Raw genomic sequence first — 18,845 nt, forward strand, 5'->3', positions numbered from 1 at the left:
GCTTCAATTATTTAGGGTATTACCGTAAGTCGGACAATTTATTGAAATATTTCTGTCATTTCCCGCGAGTAAAATTCTGCTTCTTGTTTAAATAATGCAGAATAATCATGAATTTAACCTCCCGTTCACTTATCGGTAAAATGCCCTTCAACAGATTGTTTCGTTCGGGGTTCCTCAAACGCCCGCGCGGAATACTTTTTGGGGTAATTTTCGTTATCGCCCTGTTTTCTGCTTTGCAAATCTTCTCCACCGTGGTGCTCACCAACATCCTGCAGGATGCGCGCAACAACGTGATGGCGACTGAAAGCCTGCGCCAGCAGCAGGCTGTGATGGATAAAGCCCGCATGGAACTGCTGATGGCCAGCGACAAACTGAACCGCGCCGGTATTTATTACATGCAGGATAAAGAAACCGGTTCGGTCGGCAGCTGGAACAGCCTGATGGAAGAATCGCTGGGGTCGCTTGCGGCGTCGCAAAAGGCGTTTGACCAGTTCGAATCCATGACCAAACATGCAGATGCGGCCACCACAGACCTGAAGGCCAGCTATCAGATGTTCTGCGACGGGTTGCGTGAACAGGCGGATGGCCTGCAAAAAAACAACAATATTGATGCTTTCTTTGAAGTGCCGATCCAGGCGTTTCAGGATGATTTCAGTCAGAAATATTATGCTTATCTGGCTGTTAACGAGCGCACGGCGGTGTCACTGAGCGACCGCTTACTCAACGCGCTGACGCAGGCGAAAACGCTGTTTATGGCTGCGCTGGTCATTCTGGCGGTGATTGCGGTGCTGGTCTGGCGCAGTGTGTCTGCGTGGATTATCCGTCCGTTGCAACGCATGATCGGGCAGATCAGCGTGCTGGCTGCCGGGGATTTATCGCGCGATGTCGAAGACGATAATGCGCGGGTAACCGAAGTCCGCGAGCTGGGCGTCAGCCTGCGTAATATGCAGCGCGGGCTGCAAAAACTGGTCAGTGAGGTGCGTGATGCGTCTGCGCACATCATGCTGAATATCGATCAGATGGCGAAAGGTAACGAGCAATTATCGGCACAGGCGGCGATTCAGAGCACAGAGCTGAAAGCCGCCACCGAGCACATCACGCATCTCAATGAACGGGTGAAAGAAAACGCCCTCCATGCTCAGCAGGCCAGCAAACGGGCCGAGCAGGCGAAAGGCGTGGCGACGCGCGGCGGGGAAGTGATGGGGCAGGTGGACACCGCGATGAAAGAGATTGTCAGCCAGTCGTCAGAAATGAGCAGCATCGTTTCGATGATCGACAGCGTGGCGTTCCAGACCAACATTCTGGCGCTGAATGCGGCCATTGAAGCCGCACATGCCGGACAGCACGGGCGCGGATTTGCGGTGGTGGCGAAAGAAATCGGTCTGCTGGCGCAAAAGAGCAGCCATTCGACGCGCGGTATCCATCAGCTGATTGACGGATCCGTGCAGCAAATCGGTCGCGGCTCCGCATCGGTCAATGTGTTGAGCCAGAGTCTGGAAGAGATCATTCATATCTTCAACGGCCTCAGCGCGCTGGTGAAGGAGATTTCAGAAGCGACGCAGTATCAGGGGCAAAGTGTTCACGATGTCTCCGAACGCATCACGGCGCTCAACCAGGTGACCCTGCAAAATGGCAAACTGGCCGATCATGCCGCGGCGTCATCCCGGCAGTTGCTGGATCAGTCGCAGCGGCTGGAAAAAGCCGTGGCCCGGTTTGCCCTGACAGCGGCCTGAGGCTTGACAGGCACGCTGCCGCCGGACAAATTGTGACATCACCTCAGTCATCTGGAAGAGTTTGAATGGTCATCAACGGGCTGGAAATTTGTTCGCTGGCAGAAAATACGGGACATATCCCGGCAATTTCGCAACTTCTTCATGAAGAATGGTCGGCGTTTGAAAACTGGGCGGAACCGGCGCGGATCAGTCAGCGCTTACAGACGCGTATCAGCGCCGGTCACCATGAGTTCACCCTGGTGGCGCTGGCGGATGAACACGGGATTGCGGGCACCGCCAGTGTGATCCGTTATGAACTGGCCGATCGTGCGGAACGGGAATACTGGCTGGGCGAAGTCTTTACCTGTGCGCCTGTGCGCGGAAAAGGCATCGGCAGCGCGCTGGTGCGGGCCTGTGTGAAAAAAGCCCGCGCCGCAGGCATTGACGCGCTGTGGCTGTACACGCCGGATCAGCAGGCATTGTATGCCCGTCTGGGCTGGCAGGAAGCTGAACAACGCGAGCAGGCGGGGGAGCAGGTCACGGTGATGATGCTGCCGCTGTGACCGGTTTTACTTTTTATGCCAGACCAGCATGCTGCCTTCACTGTGTCCGGTCACCGGATCGGTGGCAGGCAGCGGCACGGCCTTCACCGCTTTGGTCCGTGCTGCCAGTTGCGGCAGTTCGTCGTGGCATAAATCGGCTTTTATCCCCGGCGGATACGCGCCTACCAGCATAAAATCTTCATCCGCTGAAATCTGCTTATGGCCAATTCCGGCAGGCAGCAGCAATACATCCCCGACGTTTACCTCAATAATCTTGCCGTGTTCACCGCCGAGTTGCAGTTTCGCCGTACCGGCAAACACGCCCAGCGCCTCCGGGGTATTGGAGTGGAAATGGGTGAAGGTATACACCGGATAGCGCCACTGTGGCGGCCAGCCGTTTGAACGGAAAAGGTGTTCGAGGTAACCGGCATTATCGGCGGTATCAGGCGGAATGACGCGGTGATAAATCAGTACCGGCAGGGTGTTATTCGGCACACCGCCGTCAGGTTTGTTAATCAACACTGTCTCCATAGCAACCTCTCTGGGCGTCGCGAAGCCTTTCCGGGGGAGTGGCATCAGGGCAAAAACACCCAGCAAAGTAACGAACCGGCGTCGATCCAAATGCATCAGGAATGGCTCCTTGTCGCGCAATCAATGGCTTACCTCTTTCATGTATAGATCAAAAAGCGCTGAATATCCTCTTTTCACTTACAGAAAAAATGTCCGTCAGGCCGCGCTAAAAAGGTCATTTCCGGTTATCAGAAAAAACTTAAAATCTGTAGCAATCAACAAATAGAAGTCATATTGGCTGGCAAAATCCCTTATGTCCTCTATGCTTAACAAGACAAAAATACTCAGGAGGAGAAGTTATGAATAAGAAAATGTTACTTGTGGTTGCTACAGCAGTTTCGGTACTGGCAGGGTGTCAGACTTACGACCGTGCAGCGAGTTACGTGAAAGAGCCGGTTGTCAGCGACGTGAAAGTCGGGATGACGAAATCGCAGGTTCGTGCCATTGCAGGGCCGCCGTCAACGGAAGCGACTCTGGTTCATGCGAAAGGGACTTGTCAGACTTATGCGGTCGCGCCGCGTGATGGTAAAGCACAGACTTACTTCGTCAGCTTTAACGACACCGGTCATGTCATGAATAAAGGCTATCAGTCTTGTTCAGACTACGACAAAGACCCGCAAGCCGGTCAGTAATACCGTAATGATTTAGCTCCTCCCCCTGCGAAGGGTGGGGAGCTATAATTTTATGCCTTCTGCGTCACAATCCTCACACCGACTTTACTGACCCGATTCCCGTCCATTTCCGCAATTGTCCACGTCAGTCCGTCCCATTCGATATGGTCACCGATAACCGGTTCGCCACCGAGCAGTTTGATCACGAAATGCCCCAGGGTTTGCGACTGATCGACCGTCTCTTCCAGATTCAGACCATACAGTTGTGAAATCGCATCCAGCGGCGCATCGGCCTGCAAAATAAAGTCACCGAAGAAGCGGTCATCCAGCACCACTTTATTGCTGTCGCTGAACAGTTTGCCCAGTTCCGGTAAATCTTTTTCCTGGCCGATCACACACAGAATATCGCCTTCCTTCAGCCGCGTACTGCCGGTCGGATGCAGCATCTCTTTGCCCCGGAATAACGCCGCGATGCGTGTTGCCTGCGGCATTTGCAGATCACGCAGTGCAGCACCGACGCACCATTTGTCGGAACCCAGCTGATACACAAACTGTTCCCAGTCGTTGTACACATCGATATCCAGCCCGACGCGGGAAATGGGGGTCGGTTGCGGCGGCACCAGCACTTTGGCTTTTTTCGCCGCAAAGCCTAATGACGTGCCCTGAAGCAGCAGGGAAACCAGCACGATAAAGAAGGCGACATTGAAATACAGTGTCGCGTTAGGCAGACCGGCCATCATCGGGAACACCGCCAGAATGATCGGCACCGCGCCGCGCAGACCGACCCACGAGATAAAGAACCGCTCGCGCAGGGTAAAGTTTTTGAACGGGATCAGGCTGACGAACACCGACAGCGGACGCGCCAGCAGGATCATCCACAACGACAGCGCCAGCGCCGCGATGGCAATCGGCAGCAGATCGCTGGGGGTCAGCAGCAAACCGAGCACCAGGAACATGCCGATCTGGCTCAGCCACGCCAGTCCGTCGAAGGTCTGCAAAATGCCGTGGCGGTTGCGGATCGGCATATTGCCGAGCATCAGACCGCACAGATACACCGCCAGAATGCCGCTGCCTTCCAGTGACATGGTCGCCGCATACACCAGCAAACCGCCGCTGAATGCCAGCAGCGGATATAGACCGGCCGCCAGGGTAATTTTGTTGATAAGTTTATGCAGCAGCCAGCCGCCGCCGACACCAAACACAATGCCGAGACCAAACTGGCGGACCACATCCACCACAAACATCAGGCTCAGGCCGTGCTGGCCTTTGGAAATCATGTCGATCAGGGTGATGGTCAGGAACACTGCCATCGGGTCGTTGCTGCCTGACTCAATTTCCAGCGTGGCGCTGACACGTTCGTTCAGGCCTTTACCGCCGATCAGGGAGAAGACGGCCGCCGCATCGGTCGAGCCGATAATTGCGCCAATCAGTAAGCCCTGCATCAGGTTGATATTAAACAGCCATGCGGCGGCCAGTCCGGTCAGACCGGCGGTGATCAGCACGCCGACGGTGGCCAGCGACAGGGCAGGCCACAGGGCAACGCGGAAAGATGAAGCGCGGGTCCGCATCCCGCCGTCGAGTAAAATCACCGCCAGCGCCAGGTTACTGACCAGATACGCGGCCGGGTAATTATCGAACGCAATACCGCCAATCCCGTCGACACCGGCCAGCATGCCGATTGCCAGGAAAATGACCAAAATAGGGATGCCAAGCTTAGAAGAGAACGAACTGAGCAAAATGCTCGCCGCAACTAACAGGGCGCCAATAAAGAAAAGTGTATTAATCGTGCTGGCGTCCAAGAGTGTTCTCCTTGTAAAGCATGAATGGCGCGGGGGCGGGCGGTGTCGTCATCAGTGACAATGCCTTTAATTTATCAGGAAAATGAGCGCGTTGCTGAGGTCATTTAGGATTTTTATTAGTTGCACTTAAGAATTAAAAACTATGCTTAGAGATGAACAATGTCTTTGTGCAGTTGATCAAAAAGGAAACCACAATGAGTGAATTTACCGGTGTACACCGTGAGGTGATGAAAGACGGGGCGATCAAACATGTGCTGATCCGCGATGCGGCAGGCAATGAACAGTCGATTGCCGCAAAAGATTACATTTCGCAAGGGATCGAGCCAGATCTGAATGAGTTGCCCGAAGTCGGCACTGACAGCGAATTTCCGGTGGCGGGAAAAGCCTGACAAATCGTTGTTCCCCGCAGCATACCTGCGGGGAACAGCCGTCAGACGCCCAGCCGGTCGCGCAGGGAATAATACGCCGCGCCGAGCATGGTAAACGGCACCTGGAAGTTGCGGCCACCGAAGAACGGCATGTGCGGCAGCCGGGCAAAGGCATCGAAACGTTCGGCATCGCCGCGCAGCATTTCAGTGATCAGCTTGCCGGCCAGATGCGTCAGCGTCACGCCGTGTCCGCTGTCACCCTGCATGTAATAGACGTTATTTTCCAGCCGGCCAAACTGCGGCAGGCGCGATAACGTCAGCAGGAAATTGCCGCCCCAGCGGTAATCAATCTTCACGCCTTTCAGCTGCGGGAAGGTGCGGTTGAGTTTAGGCAGGATCACCGAATCGATATTCGGCGGATTTTTGCCGCCGTACGTCACGCCGCCGCCATACAACATGCGGTTATCGGCGGTGAGACGGAAATAATCGAGCAGGTAATTGCAGTCTTCGACGCAGTAATTGTTCGGCAACAGCGAGAGCGCCATGTCATCCGACAGCGGTTCAGTGGCGACAATTTGCGAGCCACACGGCATGCTGAGGCGCGTCAGGCGCGGCGCAAGTTGCTGACTCAGATAGGCGTTACCCGCCAGAATCACATACTTCGCTTTGACCTGACCTTTGGCGGTATGCACCCGTGCCGGTTCGCCGTGTTCGATGCGCGTGGCGGCGGAGCCTTCATAAATCCGCCCGCCGTGACGGCGTACCGCTTCGGCCTCACCCAGCACCAGATTCAGCGGATGAAGGTGACCGCCATTTTTATCCAGCAGCCCGCCGACATAACGGTCGGTGGCGATTTCGCGGCGGATGGCGCTTTCATCCAGCAGTTTCAGTTCAGTATGACCGTACCGGTTCCACAGCTTTTGCTGATCCCGCAGTTTCGCCAGCTGGCGCGCACTGAGGGCGGCAAAGATGCAACCGGGACGGTAATCGCAGTCGATGGCGTACTGGTCGATGCGCTGGCGAATAATGTTCGCGCCTTCAAACATCATGCTGCCGAGCATATCGGCGGTCTGACGTCCGTAGCGGTCTTCAATCACATCAATGTCGCGGCTGTAGGAGTTGACCACTTGTCCGCCGTTACGCCCGCTGGCGCCCCAGCCGACGCGGGCGGCTTCGAGCACCACCACGTCATACCCGGCTTCGCAGAGATATAAAGCAGAAGAGATGCCGGTATAACCGGCACCGACAATACAGACATCGCACTCAATATTGTCCGTCAGCTCCGGCCACGGCGCGTGGTCGTTGACGGAACTGGCGTAATAGCTGTCGGTGTGCGGCACACCGGCAGCGCGGGGACTTCCTGTTTGAGCACTCATGGTGACATCCTTCTTTGGGTTCCCGTTGCCACGCCCGGAGCCGATGACAACTAGAAGGTATTAGGGGTATGTGCGCTGACAATCCTGCAAATCCGCGACGAAATATTACTGAAGCTGTGTGGGTTCGCGGTGTTAATGGCATAGCTTTGTCCCGCACGCAGCGGGTAACTCTGACCGTTGACGGTTAAAATGATTTCTCCTTCTAACAGGGTGCCGACTTCCTCGCCCTGATGTTTGATTTTGTCGCCGGTGGTGCTGCCGGGCTGATACGTTTCCAGCAGCATGGCGACGGTATGGTTTGGCGTGCCGTTGTGGACCATCCGCATGGAGACGCCACGGCTGCCGATCTCAATCAAATCCGCCGCATTGATCACAATCCGCGGCTCATTACTCTTATTCTCTTCGGCGAAAAATTCCGAAAGTGACAGCCCGTACACCCGCAACAATTTTTGTAGCGTACTGACGGCGGGGCTGACTTTATCCTGTTCAATGGTGCTGATGGCGCTATGTGTCAGGCCAGACAACTCGGCGGCTTTGCGTTGTGACATCCCGAGTTGCTGGCGAATTTCAGAAAGCCGGCGACCAGGCGCCAGACTGACTTCGCTCATCCGTTTATTCCTCTACGGCGCTCCGGACCTGATGGCCGTTGCGACAGGCAGCAATAAAAGCGTTAAACAGCTGACGCGACACGGGGTCTGTCAGGCTGTGCCATTCCGGATGCCACTGCACACCAAGGGCAAACGGATGATTGCGGACACTCACGGCTTCCACCAGATTGTCCGGTGCGCGTGCTTCCACGGTCAGTTCCGGCCCCAGACGGTTGGCTCCCTGACCGTGAAGGGAGTTCACCTGAAACTGCTGATAATCGGGTAATAATTCTGAAAGTAAGCCGCCCGGTTCGATATGCACCGGATGCACCACGTCATATTGATTGTCATGCGGCAGGGTGGTGTCTTCGCGGTGATCCATATAGCCCGGCACCTCCTGCACTTTGCGGTACAAACTGCCACCGGTGGCGACCACCAGCTCCTGCAAACCACGGCAGGCGGCGAAAAGCGGGATTTTCTTATCCAGCGTCGCGCGGATAAGCTGCAAACTCAGGCGGTCGCGGCCGGGATCGGCCAGCGCCTCGACACCTTCTTCACCGTACTGATGTGGCTCAATATTGCTGGGACTGCCGGTGAGGAAGATGCCGTCCAGACCGCGCAGAATCTGGTCTATCGCCCCTTCGCGTGCTGCCAGTTCGTGCGGCAGACAGACGGGAAGGGCATCGGCGTTAAAAATGGCGTCCAGATACTTTTCATGGACCGTGAGGGCAGGGTTTTCATCAACCGTGTTTTCACACATCACTACCCCAATGACCGGTCTGTAAAGGGTCTCTTTCCCCGTGGATGCCGTGGAAGATATATTGCCCATAATACCGCCTCGTTGAGTAGATAAATTGACTGACAGCCCGCGCCTCCCCGCACGTGACTGCTCAGAATATTGACCTTTCATTGACCAATTTAGCAGCGCACTGGTCGCTTTTCAAACGGATATGTTGCGCGAATGTAGGTGTTGCAAATAATTAATGTTAAGGCTAGGGTTAATGATATGGCCGTTATTTTGAGCAATAAACGGCTCGGACATAAGCAGTTTGAGCATAAAGCGAGAGGATCCCATCACCATGAGAGCACTGCGTTGAACAGAGTAATTACCCGGTAAAGCATGACCGGCTGGCACCATGGTGGTGCCTGATATGCCGGAAACCAGCAAATGGCGGATAACCTATGCAAGCGACTGAACTGATGAACGAAATCAAAAAAGAGATTAGCGAACCCCTCGCTAAGCACGCTGAAGAGCGAAGTAGCGCGTTCCAGGATGAAGTGTCTCAATACCTGGAGCGTCACCCGCTAACCCTTCACGTCGACGTCCTGCTCACCGATCTCAATGGCTCCTTCCGCGGCAAACGCATTCCCGTCTCAGCACTCCGTAAACTCGAAAAAGGCTGTTATTTCCCGGCATCGGTTTTCGCCATGGACATTCTCGGTAATGTCGTGGAAGAAGCCGGATTAGGCCAGGAACTGGGCGAACCCGACCGCACCTGCGTACCGGTCCCCGGCACCTTAACGCCTTCTGCCGCCGACCCCGAACACATCGGCCAGTTGTTACTGACCATGCTTGACGAAGATGGCACTCCCTTTAACGTTGAACCACGCAATGTGCTGAACCATATCTGGCAAACATTGCGCCAGCGGGGTTTATTCCCGGTGGTAGCGGTAGAGCTGGAGTTCTATCTGCTCGACAGGCAGCGGGATGCGGAAGGCTATATCCAGCCGCCGTGTACGCCGGGCACCCAGGAACGCAGCGTGCACACTCAGGTTTACTCGGTGGATAATCTCGATCATTTCGCCGATGTGCTCAGTGACATTGACCGTCTGGCGCACATTCAGGGGCTACCGGCGGATGGCGCGGTGGCGGAATCTTCGCCCGGCCAGTTCGAAATTAACCTGCACCACAGTGAAAATATTCTGCGTGCCTGCGATTACGCCCTGATGCTCAAACGTCTGGTGCGGCTGGTGGCAGAAAATCACGAGATGGACGCCACCTTTATGGCGAAACCTTACGACGAATACGCGGGCAGCGGGATGCACATCCATCTCAGCGTGCTCGACGACAACGGCAAAAATCTCTTTGCCGGTGCCAATGGCGAAGATTCAGAGCTGATGAAACGCTCTCTCGCCGGCATGATTGCGCTGATGCCTGCCTCGATGGCGGTGCTGGCGCCAAACGTCAATGCCTTCCGCCGCTTCCAGCCGGGCATGTATGTGCCGACGCAGGCGTCGTGGGGCCATAATAACCGTACTGTTGCACTGCGTGTGCCGTGCGGCGGGACTGCCGATCACCGTGTGGAATACCGCGTGGCCGGTGCCGATGCCAACCCATATTTAGTGGTCGCCACCGTGCTGGCGGGCATGTTGTATGGTCTGGATAACGACCTGCCGTTGCCGGAACCGGTCACCGGTAACGGTCTGGAACAGGAAGGTATTCCGCTGCCAATCCGCCAGAGCGACGCGCTGTATGATTTTGATGACCAGCCTGCGCTGAAAAAAATCCTCGGCGAGCGTTTCTCGCAGGTTTATCACACCTGTAAATCCGATGAACTGTTGCAGTTCGAGCGAAGGGTGACGGAAACAGAAATAGACTGGATGTTACGTAACGCGTAATACGGTTAACGAATACGCGCATCATGTTCAATGCCGGAAAAGAATTTGTAACTCAACGCCTCTGAATGTTGTCATTTATGCATGATTTGTGCAAAATACGCCGCACTGCAGATAACCGACGCTTAAAGGCGCCGGTTATTTTTTTTGTATATGCAGTACCCAAACTAATTTAACAGAGGCCGGACCCAGATCCGGATAGATAACAAGGTTCGTGTGCGACCCCAAATCAAAAACGGTCGCCACTATGAGGAAATGTAACATGGGGCAATACTTCAAACCTGTACCGGTGCCCGCCGGTGCTTCTTTCAGCTGCGGCCAAATTCGCACAGCCTTCACCTCCGCGTTCAGCGACGTGAAGATCTACCCCCCGTTTACTGGTAATAACTCACGAAGTTTTCCCTGTACGTTGCGTTCAGAGGCGTTTAAGCGCCCGGTGTCTGCAATTCAGGGAGGGCTGAACCATGTCTGCTAATGCATCTGCCGCTCCGGCCACTCAGCGCGTACAACTGCGTAAAACCCTGACACTGGTTCAGGTGGTGATGATGGGTCTTGCCTATCTGCAACCGATGACTATTTTCGATACGTTCGGCATCGTCTCCGGCCTGACCGATGGTCACGTCGCAACCGCGTACATCTTCGCGCTGATCGCCGTTCTGTTTACCGCCGTGAGCTACGGCAAACTGGTGCAGCGTTTCCCGTCTGCCGGTTCTGCTTATACTTACGCGCAAAAAGCCATCAGCCCGCACGTCGGCTTTATGGTCGGCTGGTCATCACTGCTGGACTACCTGTTCATGCCGATGATCAACATCCTGCTGGCGAAAATCTATCTGGAAGCCATCTTCCCTGGCGTGCCGTCGTGGATATTTGTCGTGGCGCTGGTCGGTATGATGACCGCCTTCAACCTGCGCGGCATCAAGATCGTGGCTAACCTGAACAGCATTATTGTTGTCGTGCAGGTGGCGATCATGGTGGTGTTCCTGGGTCTGTTAGTCCGTGGCGTTTACATGGGCGAGGGCATGGGCACGCTGGCGACCACCAAGCCATTCTTCAGTGAGAATGCGCACGTGGTGCCGATGATCACCGGGGCGACCATTCTGTGCTTCTCGTTCCTGGGCTTCGACGGTATCAGTTCGTTGTCAGAAGAAACGCCAAATGCGGGTAAAGTTATCCCGAAAGCGATTTTCCTGACCGCGCTGATTGGCGGCGTCATCTTCGTCGTGGTGTCTTACTTCCTGCAGTTGTACTTCCCGGATATCTCGCGTTTCAAAGATCCGGACGCTTCTCAGCCTGAAATCATGTTGTACGTGGCAGGCAAGTTCTTCCAGTCCGTCATTCTGTGCTTCAGCTGTGTAACCGTTCTGGCATCCGGCATGGCTGCACATGCGGGGGTTTCCCGTCTGCTGTACGTGATGGGCCGCGACGGCGTATTCCCTGAAAAACTGTTCGGTTATGTGCATCCGAAATGGCGTACCCCGACCTTCAACGTGTTGCTGGTCGGTGTGGTGGCGATGTCTGCGGTGACCTTTGATCTGGTAACCGCGACGGCGCTGATTAACTTCGGCGCGCTGGTGGCGTTCACCTTCGTGAACCTGTCGGTGATTTCACAGTTCTACATTCGTGAAAAACGTAACCGCACGCTGAAAGATCACATCAACTACCTGATCCTGCCGGTGATTGGTGCGCTGACCGTCGGTGCGTTGTGGCTGAACCTGGAATCGAGTTCGATGACTCTGGGCTTAGTCTGGGGCGCGATTGGCCTCGGGTATCTGGCGTTCATCACCAATGCGTTTCGTAAGCAGCCTCCGCAAATGAGCGGGGAGATAGCGCCGGAAGCGTGATTTTTGCCCTTCCCGGCGAAGGGGAGGGTCGGGGTGGGGTATTGAAGCGAAATCAATGAGTTGAAGTTTGCTTTGACGTGGTGTTAGCCTTTAAAACCCCCTCCCAACCTCCCCCTTCGCAGGGGGAGGAGCAAACACACGACGGCTTAATCATACCGCTGCGGTTGAGTGAGTTAACTGCTCTGCTCCCACCCCTGCGAAGGGGAGGAGCAAACACACGACGGCTTAATCGTACCGCTGTGGTTGAGTGAGTTAACTGCTCTGCTCCCACCCCTGCGAAGGGGAGGAGCAAACACACGACGGCTTAATCGTACCGCTGAGGTTGAGTGAGTTAACTGCTCTGCTCCCTCCCCTGCGAAGGGGAGGGCTGGGGTGGGGTATTAAAGCGAAATCAACGAGTTGAAGTTTGCTTTGACGAGAGGTTAGCCCTTTATACACCGCTCGCAGCCTTTCCCCTTCGCAGGGGGAGGAGCATCACCGGTTAACCCACCAGTTTCTTCCCATATTCAAACAGCGCCTTGAGAAGCGCCATCTTCTCAACATCCCCCTCATGCAAGTTATACAGCGATTCAAGCTCTAAAATGTACGCCTGCACACGTTCGTCCGTCAGTTTCTCCTGCCGGTGCAACATCCAGCGCTTCTGCTCGGCATCGGTCAGCGTGGCGGCGTAGTTGCGCGCACGGAAGCGGAACAACAACGGCTCGATGCGGGAATCATTAAAAGTCAGATCCAGTGCGGGCAGATTTTCCGGACGGGTTTCCAGAATAATGCGCATTGCGGCGCGATCGGCATCGCTGAAGAAACCGTCGTACAGGCGGGCATCCACGTCATCGGAAGGTGTAAACGGTTCGGCTTCGGCAAACATCGTGACCACTTTCTCGCGCACCTGCGGGTTCTGCCGCAGTAACTGCAAATTCTCAAGACAACGCTGACGGTCAATGCCCAGCCGTTCGGCATTTTCCGGCAACAGCGTTTTGGCCGGTGCCAGCACCGGACATTTATTGATATGCACCAGCTTGACCGGCAGCGGAGACTGACCCGCCTGCAACGCATCGCGGCGGCTGTACAGACGTTCACGCATCTCATCAGGATCGAGATCTAATAACGTCGACATATCACCGGCGAGATCGCACATGATCACGGCGTTCTTATTTTCAGGATGCCAGGCCAGCGGCGCGACCCAGGCGGTATTACCGCGTGCTGCGCCAAACATACCGGAAACATGCACCAGCGGCGCCATCGCAGGGATGTCGATCAGGGTATTGAGTTTATGTTTGCTGCGGTGTTCAAGCAGAAAACTGAACAGACGCGGCTGCGCCTGCTTCACAAGTTTCGCCATCGCGATAGTCGCGTAAACGTCGGCCATCGCATCATGGGCATTTTCATGCTCGATGCCGTTGGCCCTGGTCAGATGCTCAAGGCGGAAACTCGGGAATCCGTCATCGTTTTCCGGCCAGTTGATCCCTTCCGGACGCAGCGCATAACAGGCGCGCATCACATCAAGCAGATCCCAGCGGGAGTTACCGTTCTGCCAGCTGTAGGCATACGGGTCGTAAAAGTTGCGATACAGGATATTGCGGCTGACTTCATCGTCGAAACGGATATTGTTATAACCGACAATGCAGGTGCCCGGTACGCTGAATGCCTTGTGGATTTGCGCGGTAAATTCCGCTTCGATCACGCCGCGTTCCAGCGCGATCTGCGGTGTAATACCGGTGATCATCACCGCTTCCGGTTCCGGCAGGTAATCGTCAGAAGGGCGGCAATAAATGACCAACGGTTCTTCGATGATGTTGAAGTCTTCGTCAGTTCTCACCCCGGCAAACTGCGCCGGACGGTCCAGCGCCGGATTCTTACCGAAGGTCTCGTAATCGTGGAAGTAGAACGTTTTTTGCGGCTTGTCTGACATTACGAAAATAACCTTAATCAGTGCGGAATGGGTAAACTCGACGGCGACTAGGATACCATCCGCCGCAATGAAGTCATGACAAAATGCACAGCCCCGGAACACATCGTTAAAATTTACATACACGCTGGCAAGATCCCCCAAAACCCTGACAAAAGCAGGGTGATCCCCTTTCCCAACTCGGCTAAACTACCGCCTAATCTGAATTCACGCCTTACGGCAGGCCTAACGTGCGTCTCGACAAGAAAATTTCTCCGCTGGATAACGTCATCTACCGTCATTACCGGATTACTCACGCCCTGCGTATCGCGGTGGCATTCATTTTGACATTCCTGATTGTCCGGTTGACTGAAATCCCCGAAGGCACCTGGCCGCTGATCACCCTGGTCGTGGTAATGGGGCCGATTTCGTTTTGGGGAAATGTCGTGCAGCGCGTACTGGAGCGCATCAGCGGCACTGTTTTAGGTGCAGCTTCCGGGCTGATCGCGTTGTGGCTGGAGCTGTATTCATTTCCGCTGATGCTGGTGTGGTGCGGCGTCGTGATGTTCGTCAGCGGGTATCTGACCCTCGGTAAACGTCCTTATATGGCGTTGCTGATTGGTATCACGCTGGCGGTAGTTTGCGGGGCGGGGCCGGGCGACATGAAAATGGCGCTGTGGCGATCGGGCGATGTGATTTTCGGATCCCTGCTGGCGCTGCTGTTCGCCAGTATTTATCCGCAGCGTGCCTTTATTCACTGGCGTATGCAGATGGCGGATTATCTGATGTCGCTGAATAAACTCTACAGTGCGTGGTTGTCGCCGAACATGCTCGAACGCCCGCATCTGCATGGCAAAATGAAGACATCTATGAGCCAGATGATCAAGATGCGTTCTCTGTTCGCGCCCGCCAGTAAAGAATCTCATATTCCGCGCGAAGTGTTTGACGCGATCCAGACGCTGAGCCGCAACCTGCTGTGTACGCTCGAACTGCTGGCCGATGCTTACTGGAGTTCGCGCGAAAGCCATTTCCTGATGCTCAATGCCCGCACGTTGCGCAGCGCGCAGTTACTGATGCTCAGCACGCTGGAAAAACTCAGCCAGATGTTGCTGAACGGCACCAAAGGTGACGAGCTGACCATCAATCATCAGCTCAATGAATCGGCGGAAGAACTTAAAGCACTGATGGCGGAAATGAACGCAGCGAATCATCTGGAAGCGCAGGTGTATGGCTACGTCTGGCTCAGCGCGCAGGTGGCCGAGCAACTGAAATCCATGGGTGACCTGATCACCATGACGATGCAAAAAGAAGACGCTCAAATAAGCAGCGTTAAAACGACGAAAGCATGAAGGGATTTTTGTCTGCGGCCTAAAACGGGTAAGATGGGCTTATTGGACGATTATCTGAGCGCGCAGCCCGATCTTTGCTACTCTTCCTGCTAAGCTTTTGCGTAAAGGCAGGCAAAGCGGTTGCGACAAGTCACTGAATCTGTGTAACTTAATCGAAGGTGTTAAAATGGACAATATCAATAAGCCGAGTTTCCAGGACGTTCTGGAGTTTGTGCGCATTTTCCGTCGTAAAAACAAATTACAACGCGAAATTGCTGATAACGAAAAGAAAATCCGTGACAACCAGAAACGTGTTCTGCTGCTCGACAACCTGAGCGACTACATCAAACCAGGGATGAGCATCGACGAAATTCAGGCAATCATTGCCAGCATGCGCGGCGACTATGAAGATCGTGTTGATGATTACATCATCCGCAATGCAGACCTGTCGAAAGAACGTCGTGAAATGTCCAAAAAGCTGAAAGCGATGGGCGAAATCAAAGCCAACGAAACTAAGTAATTTCGTCGCTGCTGAAAGCAAAAACCGGGTTCAGGCCCGGTTTTTTTACGCCTGTCGTTTACCCTAATCCAAAACACGCAGCAGTTTACCCGCCAGAAATGCCTGAATATCCTCAACCGCTTCCCTGAAATAGACCTGATAATTGCCGTCGGAAACGTACCCCAGATGCGGCGTCGCCAGCACATTGGGCAGGGTCCGGAAAGGATGACCGGCGGGCAGTGGCTCGGCATCAAACACATCCAGACCGGCACCGGCGATCACACCCCGTTGCAGTGCATCAATCAGGGCGGGTTGATCGACAATTGCGGCGCGCGAGGTATTGATCAGCAGGGCGGACGGTTTCATCTGCGCCAGTTCGCTGACGCCGAGTAAACCGCGTGTCCGCTCGCCGAGCACCAGATGAATGGACACCACGTCGCTGGTTTGCAGCAATTCTTGTTTCGATGCGCAAAGTATCACGCCATGTTCCGCTGCGCGTTCTGCGGTCAGGTTCTGGCTCCAGGCGCAGACATCCATGCCAAAAGCCTGCGCGATATGCGCCATCTTTTGCCCGATCTTTCCCAGTCCCAACAGCCCCAGCCGTTTACCGCTCAGGCCAGCACCGAGCGTGCTTTGCCACGGGCCGTTCTGGCGCAGCGCATTATTTTCTGTGACCAGATGCCGTGCCAGCCCGAGGATCAGCGCCCACGTCAGTTCGACCGGGGCGGATTGCCCGCTGCCGGTACCGCATACGGTCACGCCATGGCGCTTCGCGGCGGTTAGATCGATGGCTGCATTACGCATGCCTGAAGTGATCAGCAGTTTCAGATTGGGCAGACGTGCAAACAGCGCGGCGGTGAAGGGCGTCCGTTCACGCATAATCACCAGGATATCGGCGTCTTTCAGCGTCTCCGCCAGGGTATTTTCGTCTTCGATGTGTTCCGTCAGCGCACGGCATTCTACCTGCGGCGCGAGTGCCTGCCAGTCAGCCAGCGAAAGGGCAACGTTTTGGTAATCATCAAGAATGCGGCATTGCAGTGGCATGAGAACCTCTTATCGGAAAAATAATGATAAGAGGTATAGCACTGAAACTGCCGGGGCGTGAAGCGACCCGGCAGGAGGTTATTGTCAGAAACTGTAATCGACAGCGGCGAAATATCTCCGGCCATCTTCGTTATAGCTGTAATCGTCGCGGTTGAGGTCTTTATCCGTCAGGTTGAGCACCCCGGCGCGGATTTTTACCGCTTTACTGAGCTGATACGAACCGCCGGTGTTCCAGATGGTGTAACCGCCCGGCGTGGCGTTGCCGTCAGTGACGGTGCGGCTTTTGCCTTTGTAGTTGGCGGAAATATAGAAGCTCCAGTCTTCCAGCGGTTTCCAGTCAACGGTCGCATTGCTGGTGTGGAACGGCAGTTCCGAGAGGGGCTTATTGCCACCGTTACTCAGGTCGCGGGCGTCGTTGTAGGTGTAATTCAGCCTGAGGTTAAGCGTATCGGAAAGCGGCAAACCCAGTTCGGTTTCCAGCCCGCGGATCCGCGCCTTGTTGACGTTGTAATACCGGAAGATCGGATTGCCGCTGGCGTCGAAACCGACAAAGTTCTGATAAGTCGGTGCCAGATTGCGGTTGGCGGTACGGATCACGGTGATCATGTCGTCGATGTCGTTCTGGAACACTGTCGCGCTGGCGGTCACGTCTTCCAGCAAGCCTTCCTGACCGGCGTAATACAGGCCAAACTCCACGCTTTCGCTGGTTTCCGCTTTCAGATCTTTGCTGCCCACCACATTACAGCTGCCACGGCAGGAAGCACTTTGCCAGTCCGGGCTGAGTTGCAACAGGGAAGGGGCCTTGAACGCTGATGCCCAGCCACCTTTCAGCGTCACGCTGTCGGTGGCGTTGTAGACCAGATAGGCACGCGGGCTCCAGTTGACGCCGTAGTTTTCGTGGTCATCCATGCGCACGCCGCCGGTCAGCGCCAGATTTTCGAAGATACGCCATTCGTCTTCAAGGAACAGCGCGTACTGATTGGCCTGCGTGCTGCCACCATTTTTCATGTTTACGCCGTCTTCCAGTTTGTCGTTGCGGTATTCGCCGCCGAACGTCAGGAACTGATTGTAATCGCCGAGCGGGATCACCACTTTGCCGTCGAGAGAGTTGTTTTTTGAGGTAATGGTTTCGGCGTTTTTGTTCTCGATATTTTCACCGTAGAAACGCAGCTCGGTATTCATCAGACCCCAGCGGCCGTTGTGGCCGAGAGAATAATTCTCGCGTTCGATACGGTTTTTATCCAGCGTATCGGAATCGCGATCCTGACGATCCAGACCGTAGCCAAAGGTCATGTCCTGATCTTCATCCGGCGTCAGGGAGAATTCGACGTTGGCGTTACGCGAGGTATACCCTTCAATGCGCGGCTGACCGGTGCTGCCGCTGGCGGAACTGGCCTGATCTTTCTGACGTTTACCGAGTGCGCCGTAAACTTTCACGCCCAGTAAATCGTCCACCAGCGGACCGCTGGCGAAGAAATTCCCGTTGCCGCTGTCACCGCGATCGCGGTGTTCCTGCACGGTGGTGTCGGCGCTCAGCGTGCCGTGCCATTTTGTACCGACTTTGCGGGTAATAATATTGACCACGCCGCCCAGCGCGTCAGATCCATATAAGGAAGACATCGGCCCGCGCACCACTTCGATGCGTTCAATGGATTCCGCAGGGATCCAGCTTAAATCGAAATCGTTATGGCGAAAGACGGCATTGCGGGAATTCACGCGCTTGCCATCGACCAGGATCAGCGTATAGCCGCTGCCCAGCCCGCGGATGCTGACGCCCTGACGGTTGTCACTTTCATTAGTGATTTGCACGCCGGGGACATCTTTCAGCACGTCTTTGAGGTTTTGTACCGGTTTCTTTTGCAGATCTTCGCGGGTGATCACGCTGATACTGGCGGGCGCATCTTTGAGGTTTTGTTCAATCGCGGAAGCCGTCACCACCATCTGATCTTCTTTTTCTTTCACTTCGCTGACGTCTTCCGCCATCACCGGACACGCGGCAGCAATCAGTTGTGCGAGCAGCCCGACTTTGATCGCCGGTGTGAATGTCATCTTAGGCATGTTTTCTCT

At 55.0% G+C, this 18,845-nt stretch carries 16 protein-coding genes; 8 read left to right on the plus strand and 8 right to left on the minus strand.

Going from position 1 to position 18,845, the window contains the following annotated elements; genetic code table 11:
* Window positions 1–107: 107 nt before the first annotated feature.
* Together J9880_RS15585 and J9880_RS15590 are read left to right on the plus strand one after the other, a co-directional pair.
* Window positions 108–1,733, plus strand: coding sequence for a methyl-accepting chemotaxis protein (locus J9880_RS15585; protein WP_232769565.1), 1,626 nt, complete (start codon window positions 108–110; stop codon window positions 1,731–1,733).
* Window positions 1,734–1,798: 65 nt separating this feature from the next.
* The gene (locus J9880_RS15590; RefSeq protein WP_232769566.1) at window positions 1,799–2,275 is read left to right on the plus strand and encodes a GNAT family N-acetyltransferase; all 477 of its coding nucleotides are present in this window, start codon (window positions 1,799–1,801) and stop codon (window positions 2,273–2,275) included.
* 6 nt (window positions 2,276–2,281) lie between these two features.
* On the opposite strand, the gene J9880_RS15595 is transcribed toward J9880_RS15590, so the two are convergent.
* Window positions 2,282–2,881 carry a cupin gene (locus J9880_RS15595; protein WP_408637206.1) on the minus strand — a complete coding sequence of 200 codons (600 nt, stop codon included), beginning with the start codon at window positions 2,879–2,881 and terminating at the stop codon, window positions 2,282–2,284.
* A gap of 242 nt (window positions 2,882–3,123) precedes the next feature.
* On the opposite strand from J9880_RS15595, the gene osmE reads away from it, so the two are divergent.
* Window positions 3,124–3,456 carry an osmotically-inducible lipoprotein OsmE gene (gene osmE / locus J9880_RS15600; protein ID WP_095922556.1) on the plus strand — a complete coding sequence of 111 codons (333 nt, stop codon included), beginning with the start codon at window positions 3,124–3,126 and terminating at the stop codon, window positions 3,454–3,456.
* Between the two features lie 50 nt (window positions 3,457–3,506).
* Here the strand turns inward: osmE and J9880_RS15605 are convergent, their stop codons facing one another.
* Window positions 3,507–5,234 (minus strand): potassium/proton antiporter, encoded by a 1,728-nt coding sequence (locus J9880_RS15605; RefSeq protein WP_095922555.1) that lies wholly within the window; start codon window positions 5,232–5,234, stop codon window positions 3,507–3,509.
* Between the two features lie 194 nt (window positions 5,235–5,428).
* Here J9880_RS15605 and J9880_RS15610 point away from each other — a divergent pair, with 194 nt between their 5' ends.
* Complete coding sequence (locus tag J9880_RS15610) at window positions 5,429–5,623, plus strand: hypothetical protein (RefSeq protein WP_162928528.1); 195 nt, start codon at window positions 5,429–5,431, stop codon at window positions 5,621–5,623.
* 41 nt (window positions 5,624–5,664) lie between these two features.
* Here the strand turns inward: J9880_RS15610 and J9880_RS15615 are convergent, their stop codons facing one another.
* The 3 genes from J9880_RS15615 to puuD are packed head-to-tail and all read right to left on the minus strand — an operon-like array spanning window position 5,665 to window position 8,394.
* Window positions 5,665–6,978, minus strand: a complete 1,314-nt coding sequence (locus J9880_RS15615) for an NAD(P)/FAD-dependent oxidoreductase (protein WP_131693707.1) — start codon at window positions 6,976–6,978, stop codon at window positions 5,665–5,667.
* Between the two features lie 50 nt (window positions 6,979–7,028).
* Complete coding sequence (puuR, locus tag J9880_RS15620) at window positions 7,029–7,586, minus strand: HTH-type transcriptional regulator PuuR (RefSeq protein WP_095922552.1); 558 nt, start codon at window positions 7,584–7,586, stop codon at window positions 7,029–7,031.
* Window positions 7,587–7,590: 4 nt separating this feature from the next.
* On the minus strand, window positions 7,591–8,394 hold the full coding sequence (puuD, locus tag J9880_RS15625; RefSeq protein ID WP_095922551.1) for a gamma-glutamyl-gamma-aminobutyrate hydrolase: 804 nt from the start codon (window positions 8,392–8,394) through the stop codon (window positions 7,591–7,593).
* Window positions 8,395–8,765: 371 nt separating this feature from the next.
* Between puuD and J9880_RS15630 the strand changes: the two genes are divergently transcribed.
* Entirely contained in the window at window positions 8,766–10,184 is a 1,419-nt protein-coding gene (locus J9880_RS15630; protein ID WP_119822945.1) for a glutamine synthetase family protein, read from the plus strand.
* Between the two features lie 461 nt (window positions 10,185–10,645).
* Window positions 10,646–12,022: an APC family permease gene (locus tag J9880_RS15635; RefSeq protein ID WP_095922549.1), complete on the plus strand. Its 1,377-nt coding sequence runs from the start codon at window positions 10,646–10,648 to the stop codon at window positions 12,020–12,022.
* Between the two features lie 481 nt (window positions 12,023–12,503).
* On the opposite strand, the gene sbcB is transcribed toward J9880_RS15635, so the two are convergent.
* Complete coding sequence (sbcB, locus tag J9880_RS15640; protein ID WP_232769567.1) at window positions 12,504–13,931, minus strand: exodeoxyribonuclease I; 1,428 nt, start codon at window positions 13,929–13,931, stop codon at window positions 12,504–12,506.
* A 227-nt stretch (window positions 13,932–14,158) separates the two neighbouring features.
* Between sbcB and J9880_RS15645 the strand changes: the two genes are divergently transcribed.
* Window positions 14,159–15,256 carry an FUSC family protein gene (locus tag J9880_RS15645; RefSeq protein ID WP_133823670.1) on the plus strand — a complete coding sequence of 366 codons (1,098 nt, stop codon included), beginning with the start codon at window positions 14,159–14,161 and terminating at the stop codon, window positions 15,254–15,256.
* A gap of 166 nt (window positions 15,257–15,422) precedes the next feature.
* A complete protein-coding gene (locus J9880_RS15650; protein ID WP_013574907.1) occupies window positions 15,423–15,755 on the plus strand; it encodes a DUF496 family protein in 333 nt (110 codons plus the stop codon).
* Between the two features lie 63 nt (window positions 15,756–15,818).
* Here J9880_RS15650 and J9880_RS15655 read toward each other — a convergent pair whose 3' ends face one another.
* Window positions 15,819–16,778, minus strand: coding sequence for a D-2-hydroxyacid dehydrogenase family protein (locus J9880_RS15655; RefSeq protein ID WP_232769568.1), 960 nt, complete (start codon window positions 16,776–16,778; stop codon window positions 15,819–15,821).
* An 84-nt stretch (window positions 16,779–16,862) separates the two neighbouring features.
* A complete protein-coding gene (gene cirA, locus J9880_RS15660) occupies window positions 16,863–18,836 on the minus strand; it encodes a catecholate siderophore receptor CirA (protein WP_232769569.1) in 1,974 nt (657 codons plus the stop codon).
* Window positions 18,837–18,845 lie beyond the last annotated feature (9 nt).

Source organism: Rahnella victoriana, assembly GCF_021276285.1.
Lineage (GTDB): Bacteria > Pseudomonadota > Gammaproteobacteria > Enterobacterales > Enterobacteriaceae > Rahnella > Rahnella victoriana.

Coding starts and splice junctions, on each gene's coding strand:
- J9880_RS15590 (WP_232769566.1), top strand. CDS start 1,799: ATGGTCATCAACGGGCTGGAAATTTGTTCGCTGGCAGAAAATACGGGA.
- J9880_RS15655 (WP_232769568.1), bottom strand. CDS start 16,778: ATGCCACTGCAATGCCGCATTCTTGATGATTACCAAAACGTTGCCCTT.
- cirA (WP_232769569.1), bottom strand. CDS start 18,836: ATGCCTAAGATGACATTCACACCGGCGATCAAAGTCGGGCTGCTCGCA.
- sbcB (WP_232769567.1), bottom strand. CDS start 13,931: ATGTCAGACAAGCCGCAAAAAACGTTCTACTTCCACGATTACGAGACC.
- J9880_RS15635 (WP_095922549.1), top strand. CDS start 10,646: ATGTCTGCTAATGCATCTGCCGCTCCGGCCACTCAGCGCGTACAACTG.
- J9880_RS15630 (WP_119822945.1), top strand. CDS start 8,766: ATGAACGAAATCAAAAAAGAGATTAGCGAACCCCTCGCTAAGCACGCT.
- J9880_RS15615 (WP_131693707.1), bottom strand. CDS start 6,978: ATGAGTGCTCAAACAGGAAGTCCCCGCGCTGCCGGTGTGCCGCACACC.
- J9880_RS15610 (WP_162928528.1), top strand. CDS start 5,429: ATGAGTGAATTTACCGGTGTACACCGTGAGGTGATGAAAGACGGGGCG.
- osmE (WP_095922556.1), top strand. CDS start 3,124: ATGAATAAGAAAATGTTACTTGTGGTTGCTACAGCAGTTTCGGTACTG.
- J9880_RS15585 (WP_232769565.1), top strand. CDS start 108: ATGAATTTAACCTCCCGTTCACTTATCGGTAAAATGCCCTTCAACAGA.
- puuR (WP_095922552.1), bottom strand. CDS start 7,586: ATGAGCGAAGTCAGTCTGGCGCCTGGTCGCCGGCTTTCTGAAATTCGC.
- J9880_RS15595 (WP_408637206.1), bottom strand. CDS start 2,881: ATGCATTTGGATCGACGCCGGTTCGTTACTTTGCTGGGTGTTTTTGCC.
- puuD (WP_095922551.1), bottom strand. CDS start 8,394: ATGGGCAATATATCTTCCACGGCATCCACGGGGAAAGAGACCCTTTAC.
- J9880_RS15650 (WP_013574907.1), top strand. CDS start 15,423: ATGGACAATATCAATAAGCCGAGTTTCCAGGACGTTCTGGAGTTTGTG.